At 67.8% G+C, this 20,367-nt stretch carries 19 protein-coding genes; 12 read left to right on the top strand and 7 right to left on the bottom strand.

Features of this window, described 5'->3' with window-relative positions:
* Positions 1 to 8 precede the first annotated feature (8 nt).
* On the bottom strand, positions 9 to 428 hold the full coding sequence (locus tag AB0L82_RS42815) for a hypothetical protein (RefSeq protein WP_364651114.1): 420 nt from the start codon (positions 426 to 428) through the stop codon (positions 9 to 11).
* A 146-nt stretch (positions 429 to 574) separates the two neighbouring features.
* On the opposite strand from AB0L82_RS42815, the gene AB0L82_RS42810 reads away from it, so the two are divergent.
* Positions 575 to 817 carry a hypothetical protein gene (locus AB0L82_RS42810; protein ID WP_364651111.1) on the top strand — a complete coding sequence of 81 codons (243 nt, stop codon included), beginning with the start codon at positions 575 to 577 and terminating at the stop codon, positions 815 to 817.
* A 219-nt stretch (positions 818 to 1,036) separates the two neighbouring features.
* On the opposite strand, the gene AB0L82_RS42805 is transcribed toward AB0L82_RS42810, so the two are convergent.
* Positions 1,037 to 1,624, bottom strand: coding sequence for a TetR family transcriptional regulator (locus AB0L82_RS42805; RefSeq protein ID WP_364651108.1), 588 nt, complete (start codon positions 1,622 to 1,624; stop codon positions 1,037 to 1,039).
* A gap of 407 nt (positions 1,625 to 2,031) precedes the next feature.
* Between AB0L82_RS42805 and AB0L82_RS42800 the strand changes: the two genes are divergently transcribed.
* The 5 genes from AB0L82_RS42800 (at position 2,032) to AB0L82_RS42780 (ending at position 5,819) form a co-directional block, all read left to right on the top strand.
* The gene (locus AB0L82_RS42800; RefSeq protein WP_364651105.1) at positions 2,032 to 3,465 is read left to right on the top strand and encodes an MFS transporter; all 1,434 of its coding nucleotides are present in this window, start codon (positions 2,032 to 2,034) and stop codon (positions 3,463 to 3,465) included.
* Positions 3,466 to 3,537: 72 nt separating this feature from the next.
* Positions 3,538 to 4,143: a response regulator transcription factor gene (locus tag AB0L82_RS42795; protein ID WP_364651102.1), complete on the top strand. Its 606-nt coding sequence runs from the start codon at positions 3,538 to 3,540 to the stop codon at positions 4,141 to 4,143.
* A 217-nt stretch (positions 4,144 to 4,360) separates the two neighbouring features.
* Positions 4,361 to 4,585, top strand: coding sequence for a 50S ribosomal protein L28 (gene rpmB / locus AB0L82_RS42790; RefSeq protein WP_364651099.1), 225 nt, complete (start codon positions 4,361 to 4,363; stop codon positions 4,583 to 4,585).
* On the top strand, positions 4,582 to 5,370 hold the full coding sequence (locus AB0L82_RS42785) for a GNAT family N-acetyltransferase (RefSeq protein ID WP_364651096.1): 789 nt from the start codon (positions 4,582 to 4,584) through the stop codon (positions 5,368 to 5,370). Before rpmB ends, AB0L82_RS42785 begins: the two co-directional genes overlap by 4 nt.
* A 74-nt stretch (positions 5,371 to 5,444) precedes the next feature.
* Entirely contained in the window at positions 5,445 to 5,819 is a 375-nt protein-coding gene (locus AB0L82_RS42780; protein WP_364651093.1) for a VOC family protein, read from the top strand.
* A gap of 44 nt (positions 5,820 to 5,863) precedes the next feature.
* Here the strand turns inward: AB0L82_RS42780 and AB0L82_RS42775 are convergent, their stop codons facing one another.
* The 3 genes from AB0L82_RS42775 to AB0L82_RS42765 all read right to left on the bottom strand — a co-directional run bounded on the left by AB0L82_RS42775 (position 5,864) and on the right by AB0L82_RS42765 (position 8,186).
* A complete protein-coding gene (locus AB0L82_RS42775; RefSeq protein ID WP_364651090.1) occupies positions 5,864 to 6,289 on the bottom strand; it encodes a helix-turn-helix transcriptional regulator in 426 nt (141 codons plus the stop codon).
* Positions 6,283 to 6,552 (bottom strand): WhiB family transcriptional regulator, encoded by a 270-nt coding sequence (locus tag AB0L82_RS42770; protein ID WP_364651087.1) that lies wholly within the window; start codon positions 6,550 to 6,552, stop codon positions 6,283 to 6,285. The genes AB0L82_RS42775 and AB0L82_RS42770 overlap by 7 nt, the downstream gene beginning before the upstream one ends.
* Positions 6,553 to 7,778: 1,226 nt before the next feature.
* On the bottom strand, positions 7,779 to 8,186 hold the full coding sequence (locus AB0L82_RS42765; RefSeq protein ID WP_364651084.1) for a helix-turn-helix domain-containing protein: 408 nt from the start codon (positions 8,184 to 8,186) through the stop codon (positions 7,779 to 7,781).
* A gap of 77 nt (positions 8,187 to 8,263) precedes the next feature.
* Between AB0L82_RS42765 and AB0L82_RS42760 the strand changes: the two genes are divergently transcribed.
* From AB0L82_RS42760 to AB0L82_RS42745, 4 genes are all read left to right on the top strand, one after another.
* Complete coding sequence (locus AB0L82_RS42760; RefSeq protein ID WP_364651081.1) at positions 8,264 to 9,217, top strand: NADP-dependent oxidoreductase; 954 nt, start codon at positions 8,264 to 8,266, stop codon at positions 9,215 to 9,217.
* Positions 9,218 to 9,605: 388 nt separating this feature from the next.
* Positions 9,606 to 9,743: a hypothetical protein gene (locus tag AB0L82_RS42755; RefSeq protein ID WP_364651078.1), complete on the top strand. Its 138-nt coding sequence runs from the start codon at positions 9,606 to 9,608 to the stop codon at positions 9,741 to 9,743.
* A 61-nt stretch (positions 9,744 to 9,804) separates the two neighbouring features.
* A complete protein-coding gene (locus tag AB0L82_RS42750; RefSeq protein WP_364651075.1) occupies positions 9,805 to 11,103 on the top strand; it encodes a hypothetical protein in 1,299 nt (432 codons plus the stop codon).
* A gap of 18 nt (positions 11,104 to 11,121) precedes the next feature.
* Positions 11,122 to 11,826: a hypothetical protein gene (locus AB0L82_RS42745; protein WP_364651072.1), complete on the top strand. Its 705-nt coding sequence runs from the start codon at positions 11,122 to 11,124 to the stop codon at positions 11,824 to 11,826.
* Between the two features lie 149 nt (positions 11,827 to 11,975).
* On the opposite strand, the gene AB0L82_RS42740 is transcribed toward AB0L82_RS42745, so the two are convergent.
* Positions 11,976 to 13,289 carry a family 1 glycosylhydrolase gene (locus AB0L82_RS42740; RefSeq protein WP_364651069.1) on the bottom strand — a complete coding sequence of 438 codons (1,314 nt, stop codon included), beginning with the start codon at positions 13,287 to 13,289 and terminating at the stop codon, positions 11,976 to 11,978.
* A gap of 613 nt (positions 13,290 to 13,902) precedes the next feature.
* Between AB0L82_RS42740 and AB0L82_RS42735 the strand changes: the two genes are divergently transcribed.
* Together AB0L82_RS42735 and AB0L82_RS42730 are read left to right on the top strand one after the other, a co-directional pair.
* Positions 13,903 to 14,865, top strand: coding sequence for an amidohydrolase family protein (locus tag AB0L82_RS42735; RefSeq protein ID WP_364651066.1), 963 nt, complete (start codon positions 13,903 to 13,905; stop codon positions 14,863 to 14,865).
* A gap of 233 nt (positions 14,866 to 15,098) precedes the next feature.
* On the top strand, positions 15,099 to 17,765 hold the full coding sequence (locus tag AB0L82_RS42730; RefSeq protein WP_364651063.1) for an AAA family ATPase: 2,667 nt from the start codon (positions 15,099 to 15,101) through the stop codon (positions 17,763 to 17,765).
* Positions 17,766 to 17,968: 203 nt separating this feature from the next.
* Here AB0L82_RS42730 and AB0L82_RS42725 read toward each other — a convergent pair whose 3' ends face one another.
* Positions 17,969 to 20,353, bottom strand: coding sequence for a glycoside hydrolase family 3 C-terminal domain-containing protein (locus AB0L82_RS42725; RefSeq protein ID WP_364651060.1), 2,385 nt, complete (start codon positions 20,351 to 20,353; stop codon positions 17,969 to 17,971).
* Positions 20,354 to 20,367 lie beyond the last annotated feature (14 nt).

The raw sequence follows: 20,367 nt of genomic DNA, 5'->3' as shown, positions 1-20,367 counted from the left end.
TCCCGACCTCATCGCCCGCCAGGGTGTGCGCGATCCCCACGCTGGTCCGGTGCGGTGAGTCGGCGGGCCGCCAGCATGGTGGCCGCGCGCCGCTCCTGGGCGTCGGCGCGGTCGTTGTGCAGGGCGTGGACCGCCGCGGTGCGAGCCAGATCGGTGAGCAGGGTCAGCAGGGTGTAGGGCTGGAACAGGTCGGTGATGAGCCCGTCCTGCTGACCGCGCCGGATCTCGGCGATCTTGGGGGCCACGGCGTTGCGGATGGCCTCGTCGGCGGCGGGGATGCGGGTGACCTCGATTTCGGCCCAGGCCTGCAAGCGCGCGTTATCGGGATTGCGCAGGTAGTGGTCGAAGAGCCGCCCGACATAGGACGGCAGGTCCGCCGCGTCCAGGGCGGTTTCGGCGGTGGTGTCGTTGGCCCACTGCGCGGTCACGGCCGCGTACAGCTCGTCCTTGCCGGCGAAATACGCGTAGAGGCGGTCCTTGCTGGCATGGGCTTGGGCGGCGATGCGATTGCGAACTCGTCCCGCGCATCACACTGCTCGACCCGCGACTACTGTCGCGCGACCACAGCTACTCCGTGCGCCTGGGCACCGAGGCGGTCGAGTTCTTCATCGACGGCAGCGAGGTCGGCGCCTTCGACCGCCCGCCGCACGGACACGGCGTCGACCTCTCCGGACAACCCATCCCGTTGATGGGCCAGCTCTGGCTCGACGGCAGCTACTGGTTCCCGCTGCCGATCCCCGAATACAACGACCGCGCACAGCAATTGACGATGACCCGCTACCGCCAAGGCACGACCGAGTCGGGCCCGATCGGCTAGCCGCGCCCGAACAGCCTTGGTCCGGAGATCGCAGTCGACCGGTGACCGCGGGCAGGACCTCGTCACCGGTCGACGGCCCGGAGCCCTCGTCCAGGTGGTCACGGCGGCGGCCGATATCTCGATCAGCCCTCGAGACAGCCGAACCCGGCGACCCCGATCAGGGCACCGGGTGCGATCGGGTCGATGCCCCCGGCGTGGACCGTCGACTCGCCGCGCCCGCTATCGATGTGCTGGAAGGCAGCGGGTGAGCAGTGCGCGGATGTCGGCAGCGGTCGGCGGGGTATCGGTTGCTATGCCGCGCAAGGTTATTCCCTGTGCGGTGTCGGTGAGCAAGGTGGCGGTCTCGGGATCGGTGTAGTGGGTGTACATGGTGCGGGTGGCCTCGGTGAAGCGGTCGGCGATCGGGCGCAGCGCGGGGCGGCGGATGGCGGCGATGTACAGCTCGAGTTGCACGGTGGTGAGGGTGCGCTCGGTGGTGAAGCAGTCGATCAGGGCGCGCGCGGTCTGGTCGATGATCCCCTCGATCGTCAGGGTGGGGTCCGCTCCGGGGATGGCGGCCATGATCGCCGCGTAGTCGGTGACGCAGAGTTCGAGGGCCGCGGCCAGGAGATCCTCTTTGTCCCGGTAGTGGTACGTGGTGCCGGCGATCGGGACGTCGGCGGCCTCGGCGACCGCGCGGTGGGTCAGACCCTCCACACCGCGCTCGCCGATGACCTCGATCGCGGCGCGCGCGATGCGCTCGCGGCGGTTCGGGTCGAATCGGCGGCGGCGCAACGGTTTCGGTTGCACCTGGGCGGGCTCGCTCACTGATACCTCCATCGCGGCCGTTCGGGCGTCTCCCGAGACCCGTTCAGGGTACATATGTACCTAACGTGTTCCGTGTCATATTCGGTCGCGCGCGCCCGCATGCTCAAGGTACAGTCGCGCGCGCCCGCATGCTCAAGGTACAAATGTACTCAGCGACCACGACGCGAAGCACAGGGTGCTCCGCTCCGATCGAGTTTCGAGGTGATGACTTATCTCCCAGGCCAAGTAGCCGTCTGTTCCGGCACCGACCCCGCGAGCCACGCTGTGCGTGCTCGGGTCGTGTCGTGGACGGCTCCTCCCGATGGCCTGGGCGTTTGTCGTACCCACCCCACCCTCCTGAACGCAGTTGGCGTGCGCGGCCCCGGCCTGCCCGTATTTCCTCTCAACTGTCAGAACAGGAGGTTTTCGTGTCTTCGGAAACCCTTGCCGGGGAGCGTGATTCGCACACCCGCACGAGTCGCGCGCTGACCATCACCCTGGTCGTGGTGCTCGTCGCCGAGCTGATGAACGCGCTCGACGGATCCATCGTCTATACCGCCCTACCCACCATCGCCGGCGACACCGGAGCAACCAGCGCCGCGGTGCAATGGATTGCGGCCGCCTACACCCTCGTGTTCGCCCTCGGGCTGATCACCGGCGGTCGCCTGGGTGACCTGTTCGGCCGCAAACGGGTCTTCCTGGCCGGGACCGCCGGATTCACCGTGGCCTCGCTGCTGTGCGCCGTGGCGACCGGGCCCGGCATGCTGATCGCGGCCCGCGCGATACAGGGCGGCGCGGCGGCGGTCATCGTGCCCCAGGTGCTCACCACGCTGTACGTCAGCTTCGACGGCGCGGCCCGCGCCAAAGCCTTCGGGCTGTACGGGCTGATCATGTCGCTGGGCGGCGTGCTCGGACCGGTGCTGGGCGGAGTGCTCACCGGCGCGGATCCGTTCGGTCTGGGCTGGCGGTCGATCTTCGTGATCAACCTGCCCGTCGGGCTGGCCACGGTGGCGCTGGCGTGGCGATGCATGCCCGAATCGAGCGATCCGTACGCGCGGCGAGTGGATCCGATCGGGATACTGCTGTGCGGTTCGGGTCTGTTGCTGATCGTCTATCCACTCACCGTCGGTGGCCAGCACCGGTGGCCCGCGTGGAGTGTGGGCATGCTGCTGGCCGGTCTGGCCGTTCTGGGCGCCTTCATCGCTCAGCAGCGCCGCAACAGCTCCCCGCTGATGCCGCTGTCGCTGTTCCGGGGCAGAGCGTTCGTGGGCGGGGTGTGCGCGCAGCTGATCTTCGGTCTGATCTCGGGAGTGTTCCTGCTGACCTGGACGCTGTTCATGCAGGACGGTCTCGGATTGTCCGCGGCGCAGTTCGCACCCGCGGCCGCGGCGGTGGCCGTCGGCGGTATGGGCGGGGCCATGTTCGCCTCGAAACTCGTTGTGGCCCAAGCACGGCGAGTTCCGCAGGCGGGGGCGCTGCTGGTGGCGCTCACGCTGGCGGGATATCAGCTGATGGTCACCGCGCAGGGCACCGGCGTGCCCGTGCCGGCCGCGATCGCTCCGATGCTCGCGCTCGGCTGCGGATTCGGGATGATCGGCGCGGGCGTGGCCGCACTGGCACTGGGCCAGGTCGATCCGGCCGATATGGGCTCGGCATCGGGTGTGTTCAACACCGCGATGCAGGTGGGTACCGCGGTGGGAATCGCACTGGCCTCGGTGGTGTACTTCGTGCACGCTCCCGCGGGCAGTGAGGGACTCGAGGTGACCACCGCCTTCGCTGCGGCGCTGCGGTACGCGATCGGCGCGGTCGTGCTGATGTGGGCGCTGCTGTTCCTGCTGCCGGGCCGGCGAGCCCGCGACTGAGTGCCGGGTTCGGTCCGGCCGTGACATATCAACGCATCCAACATATTCGGCATCCTCGGAAACGGATGGTCGATGATTCGAGTGCTGATCGGCGGCGGCCCGCGGCTGCCGCGCGAAGCGATGGCCGCGGTGCTGTCCGCACTGCCGGGCCTGCGGGTGGTCGCACAGGTCGGGCTCGGTACCGAGGTGGTGCCCTGTGCGCTGCGCACCGATCCGACCATCGCGCTGCTGGACGCCGATCTCCCTGGGCTGGACGGGATTTCGGCGGCAGCGCGACTGCACGCGGTGCTACCGGGCTGCCGGGTCGTGCTGGTGACACCGCCGCACCGGCCCGATCTGCTGCGCGCGGCGCTCGCGGCCGAGGTGGACGGGCTGGTGAGCCGAGGCGCGCCGCTGACCGCGCTGACCGAGGCCGTGAGCCAGGTCGCGCAGGGCCGGCGTGCGATCGAGCCGCAGGCGTTCGTCGAGGCCTTGCGGGCACCGGGCAATCCGCTCGCTGCCCGCGAGGTCGAGACGCTGCGGCTCGCCGCGCAGGGCCGCACACCCGGAGAAATCGCTGCGGCACTGCACCTTTCGGCCGGGACGGTGCGCAACAACCTGGCCGCGATCAACCGCAGGATCGGTGCGCGCAACCGCATCGAGGCGATCCGGATCGCCACCGCGCGCGGCTGGATATGAGCGCTCGTGCGATGTGCACGCACTCGCGTGCGATCTGCATGACATCCACTTCGACGAGCCGGCCCGACAGAGAGAACTCTCGCAGGTGAGCACGCTGATTCGTGTTCGAGCGGGGCGTGCAATCGGCTCGCGTGATCGGTGACCGAGTCGAAAAGCTGTCCGGGATAACCCCATTGACCCGAACCGACGGTGACCACCGTCGAGAACAGGAGAGACCATGTCTGCCCACTGTCAGGTGTGCGGTAAACAGCCCAGCTTCGGACAGCGCGTCGCGCGAGCCGGGCGTCGCGCCCAGCAGCGCTATGTCAAAGGTCGCACCAGCCGCCGCTTCAACCCGAACCTGCAGCCGGTGCGCACCGTGCGGGACGGCACCCCGGTGCGGATGACAGTGTGCACCTCATGCCTGAAGAAGGGCCGCGTGCAACGGCGTCCGACGCGATGAGCGCGACCCCCGAACGGGACGAATTCCCGTGCCACGACTGCGATGTGCCGACCGCGCCGATCATTGGTCCGCACGAGTGGTACACCGTCCACGACCTCGTGTGGGCTCGCGCCCGAGCCCGGCCCGACAGCATTCTGTGCATCGGCTGCGTGGAGACCCGGCTCGGGCGGCGACTCACGCACGGCGATTTCCTGCCCGCGGCGCTCAACGATCCCGCCTACGGGCAGCACAGCGCCCGCCTGAAAGACCGGCTCCGCCGTGACCGACATCCATCGAACCAGGAACCCATCATGTCCCCACCCCCGTTCACCTTCCGCGAGGCCACCGCCGACGATCAGCGTTTCCTGACCGAGATGCTGATCGAAGCCGCGCACGCCTCCGGGCAGATGCTGCGCATCGACACCGTGCCCGACACCGACTCGTACCGCTATGTCGCGGACTGGGGCACACCCACCGATCTCGGCGTCATCGCCCACGATCGCTCCGGACGTCCCGCCGGTGCCGCCTGGCTACGACTGTTCGACCGCTCGATCGGCTCACCCGCGTTCATCGACGAGCACACCCCGGAGCTGACCATCGCCACGACCGCATCCGCGCGCGGGCGGGGTGTGGGAACCGCTCTACTGCACCACCTTCAGACCCTGGCCACCCACGCCGGGCTGCCCGCGCTGAGCCTGGGCGTGCATCGCGACAACCAACCCGCCCAACGGCTTTACCGCACGCACGGCTGGACGCCCCATACGATGGCGGGCGACTACCGCATCCTGGTCAAACACCTGCGCTGAGAAGCGTTCCGAGCTCGTCCACGAAAGGAGAACACCATGTCATTCGCACCCTGTCTGGGCGTCGCCGACACGCGGTGAGCACAGCCTTCTACCAGAAGCTCGGCTTCACCGTCGACAGCCGCACCGCCACCGCGGACACCGACATCCACATGCTCCTGTTCGACGGCCAATTCTGCGGAATGCTCTACCGCAACACACAATTGGAGAACTGGCTCCCGTCGCTGACGGGCAAGCCGATCGGATTCACCGGCATGTTCTACCTCGAGGTGCAGAACTTCCAAGCCATGCTCGACACCTGCGCTGCGGTCACCGCGATCCTGCGCGGCCCGTCCGCCGATCACACCGGCACCCGCGAGTTCTACATCGCCGACCCCGACGGCTACATCATCGGGATCAACGACGCCGCCTCCCGCCGGAACAGTGACCTCGTCGGCGACTACACCACCTGACGCGCGCCGCTCGTCGCGGTGCCCGAGCAGGGCGGGGTGGGCCGTCACAGCACCCACCCCGCGGTCTGGCTCTCCGCGGGCAGGCGGTCCGCGCGCCGGAGCCGGTCGGCGAGCAGGCTCAGATAGTCCAGCGATTCCGCGGACAGCCCGGCCGCGGCGTTGATCAAGCGCCGCAATCCCGAATTGGTCAACCCGGCTGCCACATGGTGCGGCGCGGTGTCGAAGTCCTTGCCCGCGTTGGTGAAATGGTCGGCCGGCACATCGAATACCCGCGCCAGTGCGACCAGCAGTTCCATCGAGGGCCGATCGCGCCGTCCCCTGCGGAGCTGTGACAGATAGGCCATCGACATGCTGTGACCGGCCTCCGCGAGCCGCGCGACCAGCTCGGTGTTGGGCAAACGGCGACCGTGCTGATGCTCCCAGCGGCCGATCGACTCGTTCAACCGGTGCGCGAAGACATCGGTCACCATCGAGCGTTGACTTCGCATCGCTCGTTGGGGGAGAGCCCGCCCCAGATGCCGAAGCGTTCCTCGTGGGCCAGTGCGTATTCCAGGCATTCTCGGCTCACGCCACACCGCGCGCACACTTTCTTCGCGGCATGCCCGGTCTGGCCCCGCTCGGGGAAGAACGATTCGGGATCGGTTTGCGCGCACACCGCACGCTGCACCCACCGTGCGGTGCGAAAAGCGTTGCCCCCGAGATGGGTTCGTGTATCGACCCGTTCCAGTGTCATCGGTGCGCCTCGATCCTCGGTGGTGTGGGCGATGTCGTCGTCCGCGAGAGCCCGTGGACTCGGTCGGCACTCCGGCGGGCATTCCCAAGGGGGCCAGCCGATATCGGCCGAACAGCGCACTGTCGCGTCGTTCGGCCGATACCATTGGAGGGTCGACCGTTCGAGTCGGTGCGCCCGGGTGGATATGCGGTGACAGTGCCCCCTCGGAACGGTGGTCGTTCCCGGAGGCACCGCGACTCGCGTCCGGTGTCCCCGTGAAAGGCCGCGAGCCGGTCAGCGTCCCTCGATGAGAGTTGCTGACTCGTAACGAAGATTGCCGGTTCTGCCCGGTTGGGGTCAATCGACCTTGGTCCCCTCATGCGGGGACCTAATAGGGTATTCGGACATTTAAGACGAATGCGACGTCTCATCGGCGGGAGTCGCACTGCCCGTGCGTGATTCGCGTCGATGATCGCTCCACGGTTCGGCGGATCACGAGGAGGCGGTGAAAGCCCTTGGCGGCCAAGCAATTACGCGGACGCAGGTTTGAACGCGGTTGCCGGTACCGCGGCTGTGCGGTGTCCCGGTACGGATGGCCGTCCACGAATACAAGTGCTGTTCATATCGCATTCGTGTGCCGTTTCAAATTCCTTAGCCTGCTGGACATCAGAGAAATCTGATAGCTGACCGGCGACGATGGTGATTGACGCCACCGCCGGACGGCGCAGAGTCGCGGGCGTGGACTCGCCGCGTGGTGGGCGTGGATGATGCGGGCCTGCGAAAATGCGCCCGGTCGGCGAGAGTTGGCCGGGCGGAGGCCTTTCGGCCCTACCTCGCCGCCTGCGGGCAGCCGGTGGATGGCACGGCAACGGATGCTTGTCGAGGCGAATCCGATATGCGACTGTGTGTTTGCTGAAAGATGTCCAGCCATCGGGTTGCCGGGCTCTGGAGGCAGTCTTCCGATGCGCCGCTGTCACCGTCGATGCTGGAGGTGTTCGACTCCAGCATCCATCACGACAGGTACACCGGTGCGATCAAGCATCGTGTGGAAACCCTGGTCGATGGGGAGGACACCGTCGAGGGTGGACGAACGGTCGTCCGCAGCGCGTCCATTGTCTCGCATCGGATTCGGGGGATCCTGGTGGACCGGTTGTCTGCCAACTCCATTGGCGAAGGACCATGCTGGCCCACGCGATCGGGCATGATCTATGACCCCTAGATCCCTTCCCGTCGGCAGCACTGCGGGATCAGCGCGCGGCCTGACCCTCGTCGTAGCCGAGACGGGCGTGATGCACCTGGTCCATATGGTCCTCGGCCCAGCCCTTGATCGCCTGCATGACCGGGAGCAACGACACACCGAGTTCGGTCAGTTCGTAGTCCACTCGGGCCGGGACCGAGGTGGTCACCGTGCGCGCGACCAAGCCGTCGCGTTCCAGATTGCGCAGGGTTTGGGTGAGCATTTTCTGGCTGACGCTGGCGAGGCGGCGTTGCAGATCGCTGTGCCGCTGCGGTCCGTCCGCCAGGGCGTTGATCGCCAGGCTCACCCATTTGTCGGCGATGCGATCGAGTAGTTGCCGCGCCGGGCATTCCGCGAGATAGGCGTCATAACCTGCGCTGGCTTCGATGCGGCGCTGCGCGGCCGTACGGGTGGGCAATGGGGCTCCTTCGGGTGCGGTAGGCACTCGCGAGTGCCTACTTCCTGGAGAAGGTCAACTCGACTTTATTGATCGATATGCCCATCACAGACACCATGCGCGCGGTGATTGCGCGCGGCTACGGCGGCCCCGAGGTACTCGAGTTGGTACAGGTCCCCATCCCGGTTCCGGGGCCGGGACAGCTGTTGATCCGCGTGCACGCCGCCACCGTCAACCCGGTAGACCTCGTCACCCGCTCCGGCGCACTGGCCGACGCCGGTCTGATGACCCCGCGCGCGAGCACCGGTATCGGCTGGGATGTTGCGGGCGTGGTCGCAGCTGTAGGCGTCGGCGAGACCGACGTCGCATCACCATTTGCGTTGGGGCAGAACGTCATCGGCATGCGTGATCTCCTCGATCGTGATCTCGGCACGTACGCCGAGTACGTGGTCCTGGATGCCTGCGCGGTGGCCCTGAACCCGGGCCTGGACGCCATCGCGGCCGCCACGCTCCCGCTCAACGGTCTCACCGCTTTGCAATCGCTCGATCTGCTCGACCTCACCGCCGGCGACACCCTGCTGGTGACCGGAGCCGCGGGCGCGGTCGGCGGATTCGCCGTCGAATTGGCCGCCGCGCGGGGGCTTCGTGTCCTGGCTCAGGCGAGCGCGTCCGATGAGGCGTTCCTGCGTGCGGCAGGAGCCGAATGGACTGTTCCGCGTGATGCACCCGATCTGGGCGCGGCGGTGCGGGCACTGATTCCCGGTGGGGCACACGGTGCCCTCGACGCCGCCGGGCTGGGCATGCGAGCGGTAGCCGCCGTGCGGACCCGAGGCGCGTATGTCACGGTGACCGGTGGCGCGCCGCCAATCCCGCTGCGAGGCATCAGAGTTCACCAGCAGTGGATCAGCGCCGACGGACCTGCCCTGGCCCGCCTCGCCACCGCCGGGCTGACACCGCGCATCGCCGACACTGTTGCCCTGCATCACGCCGCGGACGCCCACCGCCGTGTGGAACGCGGTGGCCTGCGCGGGCGGGTAGTCCTGACCCCGTGACCGGTGGCGGATCCACGCGCCGCCCGCGCCTGGCAGCAGCGCCGGCCTTACGTCGCCCTATCGGACAGTCGGCAAGAACCGGGTCGATCGGGGCAGACCGCCGCAGAGCCTGTGCATGGTGAGCGGATCCAGCCGATCCTCTCCGTCGCGGTGGTATCCGGGTGTGCTCTGGCTCACCGATGTGGTCGGCGGTGAGCTGCGGGGTGCCGGTGTCGTTCTGATAGCCGCGGCGGCGCAACCGCTTTGGTAGCGGGAACCTGCTCCGGGTGGGGTTCACCCCGGTTGGGTGAGGTGAGTGCGGCGGTGTCCGTCCTACCGTGACAGCAGGTGATCGATTCCGATCGGATTCACCTTCTCACCCTGGACCCGACATCGGAAGGATATCGCCATGTCATCTGAGACCGGTGCGGCCCGTAGATCGATCGCCGAGGAACAAGCCGTGGCGATGGGGGTTCCGGCCTCGGCGCAGGCCAGCGATAGCGGTGGCACCGTCCTCGCCGTCGTAGACCGCTGGTCGGTGCGATGAACCCCCGGCCCGGCCGATCCATTCGACGGATACTCGAGGTCGGGCCGATATCGGCGGCTCGATGCGCATCCGGCTCGAAGCGCTCGCGGTGTGCACCGCCGCCGTCCTGGCCGGAATGGCGGTGACCACACCCATCGATTTCGGTTGGGCCGCAGCGGGTTCGACACCGAACCTGCAACTGATGCTGTTCAATGTGCCCCGCGCCGCCGCGTGCGCGGCTTTGGCCGCGGTGCTGGTGTCGGTCATGTGTGAATCGGTGACCGTGCGTACCACCTGGCTGATCGCGTCCGGATCCGCGCTGCTGCTGGCGAGCAATCATCTCCTGGCGCGCGCGATGAGCGGTGAGGTGCTGTCGCTGGGACTGGTGGACACCATCGTGGGTGGGGCATTGCTGGGTGCGCTGCCGGCGCTGGCCGGTCGCCGTCGTACGGCGCAGGCCGCACTGCTGCTGGGTGCGCTCTCGGGGGTCATCATCGCCGGCCGGTTCACCGTCACGGGCCACGGGGACGATGCGCGCTCGGCGCTGCAATGGGCGCTGTTCGATCCGCCTCCCATGGCGTTGATCATCCTCGCGCTGGGGCTGCTGATCTGGGGAGCCTGGACACACCGGCACGCCGAGCCCGCCCCCACCGCGGAGGTGCCGTTGCGTCCGGTCGCGGCGGTGCTGGTGCTACTGGTGCTGTCGCTGCTGCGCACCGATTGGCTTGCCGGACAGAATAACTGGTCGTTTCGCATGATCGCCGGCATCGGGTTGACGGCACTGGCGACCTTGGTAGCAGCATTGCTGTTGCCGGGCCGCGACGGTGTGCTGCTGGCGCTGGCGTTCGCGTTCACCGTCGCCGGTGGTGCGGTGGTGCTGGCCGGACCGCTCCCGGCGTGGTCGGTACCGCTGGTGATCGCGGCCGTCGCGGCGGGTCTGGCGTGTGGTGTCCGCTGGCCGCGCCCGGTCGCGGCGGTCGCGGTCACCATCGCACTCGCGGTATTCGCCACCACCACCCGGGTTCATGCTCCGATCCCGGTCGCGCTCATCGCGATGACGGTCGCGGCGGTCGGTGGTTACTGCCTGGCGACCGTCCTGCCGCAGGACCCCCCGACCACCGTGGTCGCGCTGGTCACCCTGATCACGCCCTCGATCGTCGCGGCGCTGGTGAACCGCCGATACCACCACATCGCCGACTCGAAGGTGTGGTTCCGCAGCCCGTCGTGGGCGTCCTGGGCGCCGGGATGGGCCGCGGTCGTGGTCACCGCAAGCGCCGGGATCATCGCGTTGGCTCTGCCACATCTGCGCCACTCGAGCCCGCCCACACAGCGCCCCTCCGCACCGATGGTCACCGTCGGGTGCGGACCGCTCGCTCCCTGAAATGAAGGAATGATTGCTATGCGTATGACTCGAATCGTCGTCACAGGCGCCCTCGCGTTGCCCATCGCAGCGGGAGTGACACTCCTGGGCACCGGGGTCGCCAATGCGGCCGTCGTGGACCCCACGCCACCGGCGGCCCACGTCGTGGACGCTGCCGTTCAGCGTGATCCGGCCACCGGCCTACCGGTGGCGACGCTGAACAGCATGATCGGCTCGGCAGGCTCGGGTGCTCTGATCGGTGCGGGTGCGGGTGCGGGTGTGGGCGCGGTCGCGGGCGGAGTGGCCGGTGGCGTACTCGGCGGCGTCGCCGGGCTTCCGATCGGACTGGCCGGTGGCGTGTTCGGCGCTCCCATCGGCGCGGCGGCCGGTGCGCTCGCGGGCCCGGTGGTCGGTGGTCTGGTCGGCGGCGGTGTCGGTGTCCCGCTGGGCGCTGTCACCGGCGGCATCGCGGGCATTCCGCTGGGGCCCGCCGCGGTGGTGAGCGGCGCGCTCGCCGGTGGCATCGCGGGCGGCATCGTCGGTGCCGGTATCGGCGCGGGGATCGGTGAGGCCGTGGGTGTGCCGGTCGGCACCGCCAGCGGCGCGGCTCTGGGGTTCGCCGCCGGTGAGGCGGTTCCGGTGGGGGCTGGAGCCGTCGGTGGCGCCGCGTTCGGCGCGGGTATCGGTGCCGGCGTCGGCGCGGGTATCGGTGCGGGCGCGGCCTATGCCACCGGCGCGCACTGAACCGGTGAAAGGGCCCGGCGGATGCCGATCGGAGACCATCCAGCACGGTCATGCGATGCACGGTCATGCGATCGCCGTGCGCACCAGGCGCACCCGCGGCCCGGCGACGAGCGTAGCGGCTCGGCGCCGGGCCGGCGGGCTCGGAATACTCAGTGCGGCACGGTGACCGGATCGCCGCAGCTGGACGGCGGCGCCACCAGCGAGCACGGGGCGGGCGCACGAGAGGGGCGGTAGTCGGGCGCGACGCCACCGGCGCGGGTGATGTCGGTGTAGGCCGCGACGGCGTCGGTCGGGCGGCGGGTCAGGGCCGGATCGGTGAGCACGTCGACGGTGTACAGGCCGAAACGTGGACTGTACGAACCCCATTCGTAGTTATCGGTGATGCTCCAGTAGTTGTAGCCGATGATGTTCATGCCGTCGGCCTTGGCGCGCTGCACCCAGTAGACGATGTCCCGCAGCGACGCGGCGCGGGTGTAACCGTCGGTGCGGGGGCGGCCGTTATCGGTGGGCATCCCGTTCTCCACCACATACAGCGGCCGTCCCGGGAACCGCTTCGAATACTCGCGCAGAGCGTAGTAAATGCCTTCGGGCTGTAGCGGATTGCGCCAGGGCTGTGTGAAATCGGGCGGGGTGATCGCACCGATAGAGAGCCCGTAGTAGTAGTCGATGCCGATATAGTCCAGCCGATCCGCGATGCGATCGAGCACCGGGAGCGCGAGCACGCCGTCGACCACCGGTATGTACGCGTCGTTGCTGGTTACCATCGCACCGGGTTGCACGCGGTGGATGTAGTCGTAGATCGCGTTGTGCGCCTGCGTGATTCGATCAGCCATCACCGGAGCGTCGGTGAGGCCGATACCCCCGTGGGTGAACTCCTGGTAGATGTACATGGCGGGTTCGTTGAAGGTGACCCACATCGGGTCGAATCGCGCGTACCGATCCACGACTGTGCGCGCGTTCGCGAGCCAGTCGCTCACCATGGCGTCATTGCGCCAGCCGCCGCGCCCGGCTTCCCAACCCGGATAGACCCAGTGGTCGATGGTCAGCATCGGGCGCATGCCCGCCGCCACGATCGCCCCGACGACATCGTCGTAGAACTTCAATCCCCGCTCGTCCCATACACCCGGGCTGGGCTGGATCCGAGCCCACTCGATGCTGATGCGGTAGGTCCGCACCCCGAGCTGTTGTGCCAGAGCGATATCGGATGCGTAGCGGTCGAAGAAGTCCACCGAGTCCTGGTACGGATCGGCGGTCTGACCGGCCGCGATATAGCGGGTCCAATTGCTGTCGGGCGCATGGCCTTCGGTCTGAAAGCCCGAAGATGCCACACCCCACAGAAAGTCCGCGCCCACCGGTGGCAGGGTTGCCGTGGGCGGTGCCGCCGGGGCGGGGACCGCCCCGGCGAACAATGTCCCGGTGAGGGCCAGCGCGGAGATGGAAAACAGAACCGTACGTCGATTCACCTCGCCGCTCCCGTTTCCCTAGTGCTGGTCGGGCATGGCGCCCGCACCGATCAGTGCGGACCGCCGACCGAACCCGTCACCGCACAGCAGTCCGCTCACAGCGAGCCCCAGGCCTGCAGCAGGTAGGTGATATTGGCCAGGGTCGAGGTCACCACACTCGCGAGATCGATGGCGGCCGAGCCCAGGTTGATGATCGGGAAATTCATTGCGCACCCTATCTGTGAATCATTGGCGTTGACCCCGTCGACTCTTGTGCACGGGCGCGCGCGGCGCCTCACCCGATTCGTGTGAAGCACTGGCGAATTCGCGCCGCCATCCGGTGACCGTAGGCGCCGACTCCGGCGGCGAACCTCGGGCCGCGTCGGGGACCGAACCACCGCGCCGCACGCGAACTATCCGCCGAACACCCCGGTGCGAGTCGCCCCGGACAATGTCGTGCGAGCCGAGACCGCTCTCGAATGCGCTGTGGTTATGCCGGTAACCGCACCTCACCCGAAATAGGCGGGGTCCGCGCGCGCACACCGCCCTAGCGTGGCAAGCGAATCACTCGGAGCACCGCTCGGATACACGGGTACCCGGCCGGACCGGTCCGGAAATCGAACAGGAGAACTCCATGCGAATCGATGTGCACGCACACTATTGGACCGATGATTACCTCGACCTGCTGGTCGAACTCGGCAAGACCGATACCGATACCCAGCGCGGAATGGGTGCGGGCGGTGGCGCGGAACTCGACGCGCGCCTGCGGCTGATGGACCGGGCCGGGGTCGATATGCAGGTGCTGTCCACCGCCCCGCAGAATCCGTACGGGCAGGATCGCGATAAGGCCGTTGCCGCCGCACGATACGTGAACAACCAGTATGCGGAAGTGGTGGCCGCGCATCCGGATCGATTCCTGGCCTTCGCCTCGGCTCCCATGCCGCACATCGGGGAATCGATCACCGAAATACGCAGGGCGCTGGACGATTTGGGCATGGTGGGGGTGGCCATGAACACCACGGTGCTCGGGCGTGCGCTGATCGATCCCGATTTCGCCCCGGTCTTCGCCGAACTCGATTATCGCGGCGCGGTGCTGTACCTGCATCCGGCCGGGAACAGCGCGTGCTCGCCGCTCATCCGGGACTACAACCTCACCTGGATGGTCGGCGCGCCGATCGAGGACACGATCAGCGTTATGCAGTTGATCACCAGTGGTTTTCCGGTGCGCTACCCGAACATCAAGATCATCAACTCGCATTTGGGGGGCGCTCTGCCCATGCTGTTACAGCGGGCCGACAACCAGTACCTGTGGGAAGCCCCGCAGACCCCCGAAGCGCCCAGCGTGCTCGCTCGCAGAATGTGGTACGACACCGTCGGCCACGGCCATCTGCCCGCGTTGCGCGCCGCGATCGATTCCTTCGGTGCGGACCGGCTGATTCTGGGCACCGATTTCCCCTATGAGAACGACAAGATCTTCGTTCGCGCGATCGACTACATCTCGGATGCGTCGATCGCGCCCGCCGCTTCGCAGGCGATTCTGGAATCGAACGCCGAGCACTTGTTCGGACTCGTACCCGCCGCGAGCCACACCGTGTGATCTTCGCGGCCTCCCAACCCGATGCCACGGCCGATCCGATCGCCCGCGCGGCGGTCGAATGCGGCTGACTCCAGACCAATTTGCCCGGATGCGGTGCGTTGTCCCTACCGATGACGCGCCGCGTCCATCTTTTTGGAAGGCCTGCCGCGCGCTCGTGAATCCGCATGTGAGGAACCTCATCGGATGCCGGCACCGCCAGTGTTTGCGGTAAAGTCGCTGGCGGCGGTTGTGACGTGTCAGCACGCGAGCCGGAGGTTTCGGTGACCACATCACAACGAACATCTGTATGTCCCCGGTCGGTATTGGAACGCTCGGCCCCATACCGGATACCCACACTCACCTGCGATCCGATTGCCCGTTTCGAGCTGTTCGATCGTCTGGACGGCACCGATAAGCAGGGCACTGCGCGGGTGGTGATCGTGAGCGCACCCGCGGGTGCCGGAAAAACCGTTCTCCTGCTCGACTGGATCGAACGACGGCTGCGCCCGCGCGCGCCCGAGACCAGGATCGCCTGGCTGACCGTCACCGAGAGCTTCAACCGGGATCGCGGCAGCTGGCCCGCGGTCGGCGCGGCACTGAGTCAGGCCCTCGGCGCGTCGACGCCCCCGCCGGGCACTACGTTCGCCGCACACGTGATCGATGTGCTGAGCGAGCACCGCGCACCGGCGGTACTGGTGATCGACGACGCGCACCTGCTCACCGATTCGCGCGCGCTGGCCGCGCTGGAATACCTGATCCGGCATGCGCCTCCCACCCTGACGATCGTGCTGTCCGGGCGCTTCGAACCGCCGCTGCGCTGGCACACCCTGAACATCGGCGGCCGCGTGACCCGCATCCGCAAATGGCATCTCGCACTGACCAGATCCCTTGCCGCGCAACTGTTCACCCAGCACGGCTGTACCCTCACCGAACCCGAACTCGACGCGGTCATGGAGTCCACCCAAGGGTGGACCGCGATGGTGCGGATCGCGGCGCTCGTGGTGTCCGGCGGCGCGCGTGACCGAGCCGCATCCCTGGCGATGCTGGCGGCACCCGCACCGGCGGTGGAGGATTTCCTGATCGGTGAGGTACTGCGCGGGTTGCCCGAGCGCATGCTCGAACTCCTCATCCGCACCAGTGTTCCCGAGCGTTTCACCGAGGAACTCGCCGACAGGCTGCTCGATCAGCGGACCCTGGAGACGCTGAATGAACTGCAGCGCATAGGTTTTCCGTTCGTGCGCCGATCCGATGGCGGCGCACTGTGGTTCACCTACCATCCGATGGTGCGCGCGTATCTGCTCGTGCAGGCGAGCGGGCTCGGCGATGCCGAGCTGTCGGATCTGCACCTGCGCACCGCGCGCGGGCTGTGCGATATGGGCCTGCCCGCACAGGCCCTGCCGCATCTACTGGCGCTGCACGATCGCGAGCCGTTGCGTAAGTTCTTGCGCGACAATGGGCTCGGGCTCGTCTTCGACGGTGCGGGTCCGGAATTGCTCGATCAGCTCGATCGCGCGGGGTCCGAGATCTCCGATGATCCCTTCGTCTGGCGATTGCGGGCCATCGACGCGGTCGCGCGCGGTGCGGACCGCGAAGCGCTCGCCTATCTCGAGCTGATCCGTTCGCAGCCGTCCTCATTGCCCTCACTCGCCCCGGCGCACTGGCTCGACGCGCTCGGGTTCGCGGTGAGCATCGATGCCGTGCTGAGCTCCGGGGCAAGCCTCGGCGATCGGGACGCACGCCAGGAGTTGCCCGCCACCGGCAATCTGGACATCGATTGTTATCTGGCGGTCCAGACCGCCAGTGACATGCTGCTGCACGGGCGGATCGAACGTGGGGAGGCGCTGCTGTGCTCGGGCATCACGCTGGCCGAGCGGACCGGACGCCAGCGCCTGGTGCTGCGATCGCTCTCACGCCTGACGATCTCCTCGATCTACGCGGGCGCGATCACCACCGCGCGTACCCGTGCCGAATATGCCATCGGCTACGCCCGCGAGCACGACCTGCGCGATATCGCCGACGCACATCGGATGGAACTCATCCTCGCGCTGACCCGCTATGTCAACGGTGATGATTTCGACGTCCAGGCCATCACCGATATCGCCGCATCGATCGAGTCCGAGCCGTCCGGAATGCCGGTCACCGGTCTCGCCATGCTGGTCGCCTGCCAATTCCTGCTGAGCAAGGCCGCCTCGGACCGTTACGAGACCGTCCACCGCGTACACGCGACTATGATGCGGTTGCTGGATGCGGATCCGCTGCCGGCGGGCAATCACGGCGTGCAGCTACCGGGCATCGTGCGCGCGCTGCTCAAGCTGCGGGAGATGCGCCCGGCTCAGGAACTGGCCGAGCGCGCCCGGGCGGTACTGGGCGAGACCCCGGAGGTCGTGCTGATCCAGGCCATGCTGGCCGATGCCGTGCACAAGCCCCGTTCGGCCCGGGCTTTGCTCGAATCGCTACTGCTGCAATCGCGTTCGCTGTACTCGGTCACCGAGCTGTCCGCGTGGCTGCGCTACGCCAGCGTGCTGCACGAGCTCGCCATGCCGACCAAGGCGGCGGAGGCGCTCGAGGCCGCATTGCGGATATCGGCGCCCGACTCGATAGTCTCGCCGTGGCTCGATGTCCCCGAAGCGATCGAACTACTCGATATCTACGCGGGCCGATTCGGTCGCCTGGACGCGTTCGCCGAGACCCTGCGCCATCACCCCGCGGCAGTGCGCGGCGGCGCGCAGCCCGCGCTCACCGAGTCGGAAACGATTGTGCTCAAACATCTTCCGTCCAGTCGCACGACGGGTCAGATTGCCGCGGACCTCGGAGTGTCGATCAATACCGTCAAAACCCACCTGCGCGGCATCTACGGCAAGCTCGAAGCGAACACCCGCGGCAACGCCGTCGAACGGGCGCGCCTGGTAGGGCTGCTGTGACTCGGGTGGAAGAGACGGACCGCCCTCCGGCGGCGGTTGTGCTCTGAGGGTTCGGAGAACAGCCCCTCTCGTCCACCAACGCCGGGCACCTGGGACAAGGTCACCCGACCGTCACTATGGTCCACCACTCACGCCCGCACCCACCAGGTCATGACTCATAGGTGCACCCATACCCTGGTCGGGAAGATCCTGGAAGACCCCGATCAATGGACCTCGGTCGTATGGGGAAGATCGGTGGCCGATGTCCCCACATGCAGGGTGAACGCGCCCGGCTCGATGGCCCAGCCCGCGGCAGTCCAGTGTTCGAAAGCGCGCTGGGACAGGTTGATTTCGACGGTCGCGGAGCGGCCGGGCTCGAGGGTGATCGCGGTGAATCCGGCGAGCCATCGGACCGGCCGGTCGATCGCGCTGCCGGGCCTGGAGAGATAAGCCTGGTAGACCTGTTTGCCGGTGCGCTCACCGGTATTGGTGACGGTGAGCCTCGCGGTATGCCCGGAGACCGTCAGCCCGGTGGACGACCAGGTCGTGTAGCCGTGCCCGTGGCCGAACGGGTAGGCGGGTTCGGTGCCCGCGCGCAGCCAGGCGCGATAGCCGATATGGATGTCCTCGGTGTATTCGAGGATGCCGTTCTCGGGTGTGGTGTCCAGAATCGGCACATCTGAGATGGTCTTGGGCCAGGTGGTGGGTAGCCGCCCGCCCGGTTCGACCACACCGGTCAGCACATCGGCGAGCGCGTCACCGAACTCCTGACCGGGGAACCAGGCCAGCAGCACCGCCGCGACATCATCGCGCCACGGCATCTCCACCGGCGCACCGGAGTTGACCACGACCACCGTGCGTGGATTCACCGCCGCGACCGCGGCGACGAGCTCATCCTGTCGGTCGGGCAGGCGCAGTGTCTTGCGGTCGGTGCCCTCACTTTCGATCTTCTCGCTGGTGCCGACCAGGACCACCGCCACCTCGGCATCGCGCGCCAGTTCCACCGCGGCCGCGAACTCCTCGTCTTTGGGCCGTTGTGGGCGATCGATGCCCAGCAGGAAGGCCAGCAGCACGCCCAGCCCCGGAATAGCCTGCGGGACAGCGATAGTGAGACGCACGTCGATCTCTTGTCCGGCGACCAGGTTCCGGGTCACCGACACCTGGGGCGGCTCCAGCAGCGCCGCGACGGGATCGCCCGCGGCGTCGATGACGTTCTCGTCGATCGCGGGGGTGCCGTCGATATCGAGTCGCACCTCACCGGTGCCGCCGCACCCGATCTGCCAGTCGCCCGCGATATCCGCGCGCAGGCGTGCATGCAGTTCCATATGCGTTGCGCGGGCTGCTAGTTCGTCACCGAGCAGCACGATATGCGCAGTGCCGCGATGGCGGGAGCCGATCTCGGTCGCGCCGTCCAAGTACCGCAGTCGCACCCCGGGTGTCCCGATCTCGGGATCGGTGACCAGCTCCGATGGCGCGGGGATCAGCCCCTCGATCAGGCGCACGCCCGGTGTGTGCGTCACGGGCAGCACCGCTCGCAATCCGGCCAGGGGAGTGCTGATGTGGGTGGGCGTGACCGTGGCACTGCCGCCGCCCATGATGCGTGGTTCGGCCGCGGACGGTCCGAGGACCGCGACGGTCGTGCCCGCGCGCAGCGGGAGCGTTCCGTCGTTGTGCGCCAGCACCATCGATTCGGTTGTCAAGCGCCGTACCAGGTTCCGCGCGTGGTTATCGGTGAAATGTGTGGTCGGCCAAGGGGAGCCGTCCAATGCGCCGACGCGGGTGGCGAATCGCAGTATGCGCCGCACCTTCTCGTCGATCGCGTCCGCACCGACCTCTCCGGCCTCTACCGCCGCCAGCAGCGGCTCGCCCCACAGCATCGGCGGGCCGGGCATGCACAGATCGGTGCCCCCGGACGCCGCCGCGGTGGAGCGCACCGCGCCCCAATCGGAGACGACGACGCCGTCGAATCCCCACTCGCCCTTGAGCGGCTCGTCCAGCAGCGGATTGTCGGACATGGCCGCGCCGTTCACGCCGTTGTAGGAGTCCATGATCATCCAGGCGCCCGCCCGCACGGCCCGTTCGAACGGATAGAGGTAGAGCTCGCGCAGCGCGCGATCGGAAACCCGTACGTCCACGGTGAAGCGTTCGGTCTCGGAATCATTGGCCACGTAGTGTTTCGGGCACGCGCTGACCCCATAGTCCTGCACCGACCGCACATACGCCGCGGCCAGCTCACCGGTCAGCAGCGGATCTTCGGAGAAGCATTCGAAATGCCGCCCGCCCAACGGAGATCGGTGCAGGTTGATGGTCGGCCCCAACACCGCGTACACGTTCTTGCGGCGCGCTTCGGCGGCGATGAGCGCGCCGATCTCGGTGAGCAACGCCGGATCCCACGTCGCACCGACCGCGGTGCCCGAGGGCAGGCTCACCGAGGGGCCGGGCTCGTCCACACTCTCCCCGCGCACCCCGGACGGTCCGTCCGAGATGGGCATCTCCGCGAGCCCGATGGCGGGATCGCCCGCGAGCCGGAACAGCCCGGCCCCGGAGATCAGTCGTATCTTCGCCGATAGGTCGAGCTTGGCCAGCAGCTGGTCGATGCGGTCGTCCATGTGTGGGTAGTGCC

This window comes from Nocardia sp. NPDC052001 (genome assembly GCF_040680615.1).
In the GTDB taxonomy this organism is placed as follows: Bacteria; Actinomycetota; Actinomycetes; order Mycobacteriales; family Mycobacteriaceae; genus Nocardia.
This window is presented reverse-complemented; position numbering and strand designations above follow the sequence as displayed.

What these genes read in the sequence shown, in the direction of transcription:
- AB0L82_RS42760 (WP_364651081.1), top strand. Translation starts at nt 8,264, where the DNA reads ATGCCCATCACAGACACCATGCGCGCGGTGATTGCGCGCGGCTACGGC.
- rpmB (WP_364651099.1), top strand. Translation starts at nt 4,361, where the DNA reads ATGTCTGCCCACTGTCAGGTGTGCGGTAAACAGCCCAGCTTCGGACAG.
- AB0L82_RS42755 (WP_364651078.1), top strand. Translation starts at nt 9,606, where the DNA reads ATGTCATCTGAGACCGGTGCGGCCCGTAGATCGATCGCCGAGGAACAA.
- AB0L82_RS42770 (WP_364651087.1), bottom strand. Translation starts at nt 6,552, where the DNA reads ATGACACTGGAACGGGTCGATACACGAACCCATCTCGGGGGCAACGCT.
- AB0L82_RS42795 (WP_364651102.1), top strand. Translation starts at nt 3,538, where the DNA reads ATGATTCGAGTGCTGATCGGCGGCGGCCCGCGGCTGCCGCGCGAAGCG.
- AB0L82_RS42785 (WP_364651096.1), top strand. Translation starts at nt 4,582, where the DNA reads ATGAGCGCGACCCCCGAACGGGACGAATTCCCGTGCCACGACTGCGAT.
- AB0L82_RS42745 (WP_364651072.1), top strand. Translation starts at nt 11,122, where the DNA reads ATGCGTATGACTCGAATCGTCGTCACAGGCGCCCTCGCGTTGCCCATC.
- AB0L82_RS42775 (WP_364651090.1), bottom strand. Translation starts at nt 6,289, where the DNA reads ATGGTGACCGATGTCTTCGCGCACCGGTTGAACGAGTCGATCGGCCGC.
- AB0L82_RS42725 (WP_364651060.1), bottom strand. Translation starts at nt 20,353, where the DNA reads ATGGACGACCGCATCGACCAGCTGCTGGCCAAGCTCGACCTATCGGCG.
- AB0L82_RS42735 (WP_364651066.1), top strand. Translation starts at nt 13,903, where the DNA reads ATGCGAATCGATGTGCACGCACACTATTGGACCGATGATTACCTCGAC.
- AB0L82_RS42750 (WP_364651075.1), top strand. Translation starts at nt 9,805, where the DNA reads ATGCGCATCCGGCTCGAAGCGCTCGCGGTGTGCACCGCCGCCGTCCTG.